This window comes from Citrobacter sp. Marseille-Q5395 (assembly GCF_947057495.1).
GTDB lineage: Bacteria > Pseudomonadota > Gammaproteobacteria > Enterobacterales > Enterobacteriaceae > Citrobacter > Citrobacter murliniae.
The window spans coordinates 1-4,607 of sequence record NZ_CAMSEL010000050.1 but is presented as its reverse complement, the minus strand read 5'-3'; the positions used below and the strand labels follow the sequence as shown (position 1 = coordinate 4,607).

The window sequence follows — 4,607 nt, the reverse complement described above, 5'->3', positions numbered from 1 at the left end:
ACTAAATGATACTGCGGCATCAATCCCGGCAACCGCTTTCTGCAAAAGCTCAACAAGAATCTTGTTAGCCTGTTCTTCCATCGTCTTACCCTCTGTTTGTATCGTGAGCTAATAAAAAGGCCGCCTAAGCGACCTGTTCTGTTGGAAGTCCGATAAGTCGGTTTAGGTCTTCAACCTTTAACGCCGGAAGTGTTTGCTTAGCGGTATCCACACCGTCTGGGATCAGCTCTTTGCTTTCAGGCCACACTTCAATCAGGCGTTTGATGGTTGTCACTGAATTCAGCGCCGCCCAGACAGTGGTTTCGATATCTTTTTTGCGGGCTTCCAGTTTCGCTTCCGCTGCAAAAACTTCATCGAAACGGGTAGTTATTTCATGATCTGCCGAAAACAGGCAGCGTTCTCTTTCTGGGGTAAGAAGCTCGAAGATTTTACCTTCGTTGTCTTCTCCATATGAGCACCATCCAAGTCGCCTTCCGCCTATTGAGATGTAAATTGACTGGTTCTTTCCGCATGGGTTGTAGATAGAAACTCCTGAATCAGTTAACTCCTTTTCAATTTGCTCGAATTTCTCGTATAGACGATCAAGCTTTTCAGCCTTCTCTTTCCCGCCGAGAGCAAAGACCCTGGCGTCACGAGCTATTTCTTGCCGCTTAACATGTAGCGCCTCAAGCTCCGCGATGACACCTGATTTGATTAGCGCGTTCTTTGCAATGCGCTCCCGGAAAGCATTTGTTAATCGTGTTGAAGACATACCCTCACCTCATAAGTTAATTAACGCGCCGTAACCGATTAAATCAGTGGCGTTGATTTACCGCGTGATTTCTGCACCGCATGGATTTTGTTTCCGAACGGGTTCGCATCTTTGTACCAGGTGCGATGATTCTTGCGCTCAACAGCTTGAGCGCGTTTTTCCATCTCTTCCCGATACTCAGCCAGCACCGTTAAATCAATCGGGTTCACAGCGCTTTCTACGCGTGATTTCGGCTTGCGAGTCAGCGACAGAACAGGGCGGTTATTAGGCTTGGCGCTTACCCCAACTAACAGGGTATTTGCAGCTTTCCATTCGGCCTGTTTCTCTGCGCGGCGTTCGCGGCGTCGTGCTTGTGCATCCATTGTGAATCTCCTGTCAGTTAGCTTTGGTGATGTGGGCGGTAACCAGCCGCACAAGTCAGGGCTTCTTCACGTTTACCCTTTCTCGCTTGCCACATCCCAAAGCCTTCTGCTTTGAATGCTGCGCTTTTTCAGCGCAAGATTTTTAAGAGCTTCACCGTCCTGGTGAGTAGTGCGTCCTGCTGATGGGGTAATAGTACAACTTGTACTTAACTGTGGTCAATACACTTTGTTCTAATAATCAAGAAAAACACCATAACGTATTGTTTTGTGATGGTATTTATTTTTTCACTTGTAGTGATATGCTCATAAAAACATCAATGAGGGCATTGCTATGGGTTTAGGAATGGATATGGGCCGGGATGAGCTATTGGAAGATCGAGCAGCTTTCATTGCTGGCGAGATTGGTGGGGCGGTTGTTGAGTTGATTATCGGCGGGGTAGTTATTAGTCGTGATGCGATAGTGGATAGTCTGGAAGCCAAGAGGAAAGCGGTGGGTAATGTTATTCACAAGGGATTGCTGAGGGATGCTGCGGAGATGGTGCGGAAGGGTAAATAAAACCCGGCTCGGTGGCCGGGTTCATTGGGTAACGCTTTGATATATTAGGCGGCAATACCTGCTGCGTTCAGCATGTGCTCAAAGTAATGTGACATATCCTCATTGCTCAACAAGTTGAACGTCTTATCTGCATAGTTATTAACTAGGGCAAGCTGTTGAGAGAACATTCTTTCTTGTGACAAATCAGCAGCATAAACCAATAATGCATTTACCTTACCATCTAAAATGTTTTTAGCTGTGCTCATGGTTATTGCTTTAAAGGCACTGTCACCTACTTTTTGTTTTGAGTTCGCCGTTCTGAAGTCTAGCGTCTCAGTCAAATGGTAAGCGCCATTCTTTAGCAAAAGTTCTGCATATAGACCTTGTTGAGTTGAAAGAGGGTATCCTTGCACGACTTTATGATCGTTTAAATCATCGAATCCTTTACCCATAATCCCATAGTGAGAAAATTGATTTTTCAGCTCCGTAATTATTCTTTTTTGTGAAATAGGCTCTTTTTTGCTTGATTTTTCAGGAGTTATGTATGTTTTGTTTATTAACTCCACATTGCTCTCATACTCTAACGGAGTATTGGCTGTGAAGGTTCCGGCTTCGGAAAGGTTTATACTTCCCTGAAAGAATTTCACAGCTTCGTCAAGAGTGAGCTTTTCAGTAAGCAAAAACTCCATTTTTGACTTTAGGGCATCCAAATTTTCCATGCTGAAAGACTTGGTAATGGCTTTAATCTTTGAAAACGTTTCTAAAACTCTGATGTCAGGCCCGCCAGGTGTAGACACGATAAGTCCAATATTTATTGATTCTGCTCGAACGGGATTTGGGGTAATCCTTATGATGCTGTAGTTATATATTGTCATCTCAACACCTCTTTTCGAACAGCTTCAATACGCTTTAGCCTGTTATCGCTCATCCACCATGACGTTAGTGCCGATTTTTGTAGGGGATTTAACCAGGATTCTGGCATGGCATTACATATGAATTCTATGCTGTCTGATTGAATCTTTGACAGCTTTTCAAGTATGACCAGCCCTGATTCTTTACATGATTCGTGATGTCCTGTCAATTTACGAATGGCTATCCATTTGTCTGTTGTAGGGCAACCATAAGGCAGTAGGGAATCACCGGTTCTATTGGGCCAGCCCATTACTAATGACGATAGCCCAAAATCAAAAGGCTGCACAATCACATGGCCATCACGACCTATCGAATAGAGATAGTTGGTAAGGTTTCTATCAATATTGAATATAAACTGATCAAATGCATAAATAGCCCAAACTTGATGCTTCAATGGTGCAGATGTGCATAAGTGTTCAGCAAACGTAATTTCATCCATCGGGGTAGATGTCGCTGATAAATCGTAACGGGAGCCAAAATAATCTACCCCTGAACTGTCGTCATGAATAACTTTGCAATGTGGGGTGGCAATACCGCACATGTCGGCTAGTTTAGTGCAAAGCCACTCGCTGGCTGGAACAAGGCTTGGATTCTTTGCCACTTTAGCTAAGGAGTCCTCGCCATCTTGGCAGCATTTTACAGCGTATTCCCAGCCGTCGGTGGCTATTACTGTGTGTTTAAGATGTGCAGTACGTTTTCCTAGAACAGGTCGCAAACTCACCACGTCTAGGCTAAACAAATCATTCTGCTCAGTAAGTTGACCTTCACTTTGGTGATCGTCCTGCATCATTTCCTCATGAGTTCAATTCATAGATAAAGCAATTGGCATACACTCACTCAAATCCAAATCAGTACTCTAAGCAATCTCACCTACCCAAACGTCTCTTCAGGCCACTGTGACGCAACAACCTTACCAACAACCCGACAGTGCTCATTACACGGCATCATGGGGAATTGAGGATTCAATGGCTGGAGAAATATCTGCCCGCTGTCCTTGATCAGTTTCTTAAACGTGAATTCATCGCCACCTAATCTGGCGATACAGAAATCACCAGGGTCAACCGGTTCATCTGGATCTACAAGAATTAGCATTCCTTCAGGGAAGCTAGGCTTTGAACCAGCTGGAGCCGTCATGGAGTGACCTTCAACCTCAAGCCAGAATGCATTGTCGCTGGCTTTCTTTGTTGTGCTTACCCATCTCTCTGCATCTCGTTCGGTGAATGTGCGAAATTCAGGTGAGAACATACCAGCCTGGACGTGCGAGAATACAGGGTAATCATACTGTTTCTTTACTGGAGCGTTTGACAACTGACCAGAAATTGAGAATGTCCCGTCATGGTTAAATGAAACATTAGAAATACCAAGATATTGAAAAATAACACCTATTTCATCTAGTGACGGATGTCGAGATCCGCGCAACCAGTGGCCTACACCACCCTGCGTCATTCCAAGCTCTTCAGCCAGCATTTCTTGCGTGATGCCAAGCTCTTTCATTCTGACTCTCGCCAGCTCGTTCCATTTCATATTCATCTCACCATTATTACGCTTTGTACTACCCCCATCCATGCACGTTCTGTATTTTTTATCTTGCCTTGTCAAAGTACATATTGTATTGTTTCGTTATGGTTACTATGGAGGATGTATGAGCAACCTACGAATGTATCGGGAATCTTTAAAGATATCCCAAACGACATTGGCTGATATTGTCGGGTGTACGCAAGGTGCAATAGGTCATTGGGAGTCAGGTAGACGCCACCCAGACCTTAAAACTTGTCGTGCATTAGTTGAATGCCTAAACAAGTTAGGCGCGACAGTTAATCTTGACGACGTGTTCCCACCTGAACACAACGCTGCCTAAACAATACCCGCTCTTATCACATCTAAGCCCTGAAAAAGGGCGATTCAAAACAACAAGTCTTAATGGCTATGCGTGTCTGCGCATTGGCCTATTTAACTATTTCAACACTCTAGGAAATTAACAAATGGAAAACTCAATTAACCGCAACAAGGTCAATGCCCGTCGCATTGAGTCCTGGTTGCTTAACCG

At 44.4% G+C, this 4,607-nt stretch carries 7 protein-coding genes; 2 read left to right on the top strand and 5 right to left on the bottom strand.

The genetic code is table 11. The annotated features are described in order from the left end of the window. Positions 1 to 124: 124 nt before the first annotated feature. Positions 125 to 751 carry an Nmad5 family putative nucleotide modification protein gene (locus OH663_RS25695; RefSeq protein ID WP_263525933.1) on the bottom strand — a complete coding sequence of 209 codons (627 nt, stop codon included), beginning with the start codon at positions 749 to 751 and terminating at the stop codon, positions 125 to 127. 38 nt (positions 752 to 789) lie between these two features. Further along, positions 790 to 1,113, bottom strand: a complete 324-nt coding sequence (locus OH663_RS25690) for an antitermination protein N (protein WP_263525932.1) — start codon at positions 1,111 to 1,113, stop codon at positions 790 to 792. Positions 1,114 to 1,444: 331 nt separating this feature from the next. Here OH663_RS25690 and OH663_RS25685 point away from each other — a divergent pair, with 331 nt between their 5' ends. Then, on the top strand, positions 1,445 to 1,669 hold the full coding sequence (locus tag OH663_RS25685; protein WP_263525931.1) for a hypothetical protein: 225 nt from the start codon (positions 1,445 to 1,447) through the stop codon (positions 1,667 to 1,669). A gap of 44 nt (positions 1,670 to 1,713) precedes the next feature. Here the strand turns inward: OH663_RS25685 and OH663_RS25680 are convergent, their stop codons facing one another. From OH663_RS25680 to OH663_RS25670, 3 genes are all read right to left on the bottom strand, one after another. Then, entirely contained in the window at positions 1,714 to 2,523 is an 810-nt protein-coding gene (locus tag OH663_RS25680) for a DUF3037 domain-containing protein (RefSeq protein WP_263525930.1), read from the bottom strand. Further along, positions 2,520 to 3,350, bottom strand: a complete 831-nt coding sequence (locus OH663_RS25675) for a HipA family kinase (protein ID WP_233621926.1) — start codon at positions 3,348 to 3,350, stop codon at positions 2,520 to 2,522. The genes OH663_RS25680 and OH663_RS25675 overlap by 4 nt, the downstream gene beginning before the upstream one ends. Before the next feature lie 80 nt (positions 3,351 to 3,430). Continuing rightward, a complete protein-coding gene (locus tag OH663_RS25670; RefSeq protein ID WP_263525929.1) occupies positions 3,431 to 4,126 on the bottom strand; it encodes a LexA family protein in 696 nt (231 codons plus the stop codon). 76 nt (positions 4,127 to 4,202) lie between these two features. Here OH663_RS25670 and OH663_RS25665 point away from each other — a divergent pair, with 76 nt between their 5' ends. Continuing rightward, positions 4,203 to 4,418 carry a helix-turn-helix transcriptional regulator gene (locus OH663_RS25665; RefSeq protein WP_263525928.1) on the top strand — a complete coding sequence of 72 codons (216 nt, stop codon included), beginning with the start codon at positions 4,203 to 4,205 and terminating at the stop codon, positions 4,416 to 4,418. The last annotated feature ends 189 nt before the right edge of the window (positions 4,419 to 4,607 follow it).

Excerpts from the sequence above, each read along its gene's own strand:
- OH663_RS25695 (WP_263525933.1), bottom strand. The coding sequence starts at position 751 with ATGTCTTCAACACGATTAACAAATGCTTTCCGGGAGCGCATTGCAAAG.
- OH663_RS25690 (WP_263525932.1), bottom strand. The coding sequence starts at position 1,113 with ATGGATGCACAAGCACGACGCCGCGAACGCCGCGCAGAGAAACAGGCC.
- OH663_RS25685 (WP_263525931.1), top strand. The coding sequence starts at position 1,445 with ATGGGTTTAGGAATGGATATGGGCCGGGATGAGCTATTGGAAGATCGA.
- OH663_RS25680 (WP_263525930.1), bottom strand. The coding sequence starts at position 2,523 with ATGACAATATATAACTACAGCATCATAAGGATTACCCCAAATCCCGTT.
- OH663_RS25675 (WP_233621926.1), bottom strand. The coding sequence starts at position 3,350 with ATGATGCAGGACGATCACCAAAGTGAAGGTCAACTTACTGAGCAGAAT.
- OH663_RS25670 (WP_263525929.1), bottom strand. The coding sequence starts at position 4,126 with ATGGATGGGGGTAGTACAAAGCGTAATAATGGTGAGATGAATATGAAA.
- OH663_RS25665 (WP_263525928.1), top strand. The coding sequence starts at position 4,203 with ATGAGCAACCTACGAATGTATCGGGAATCTTTAAAGATATCCCAAACG.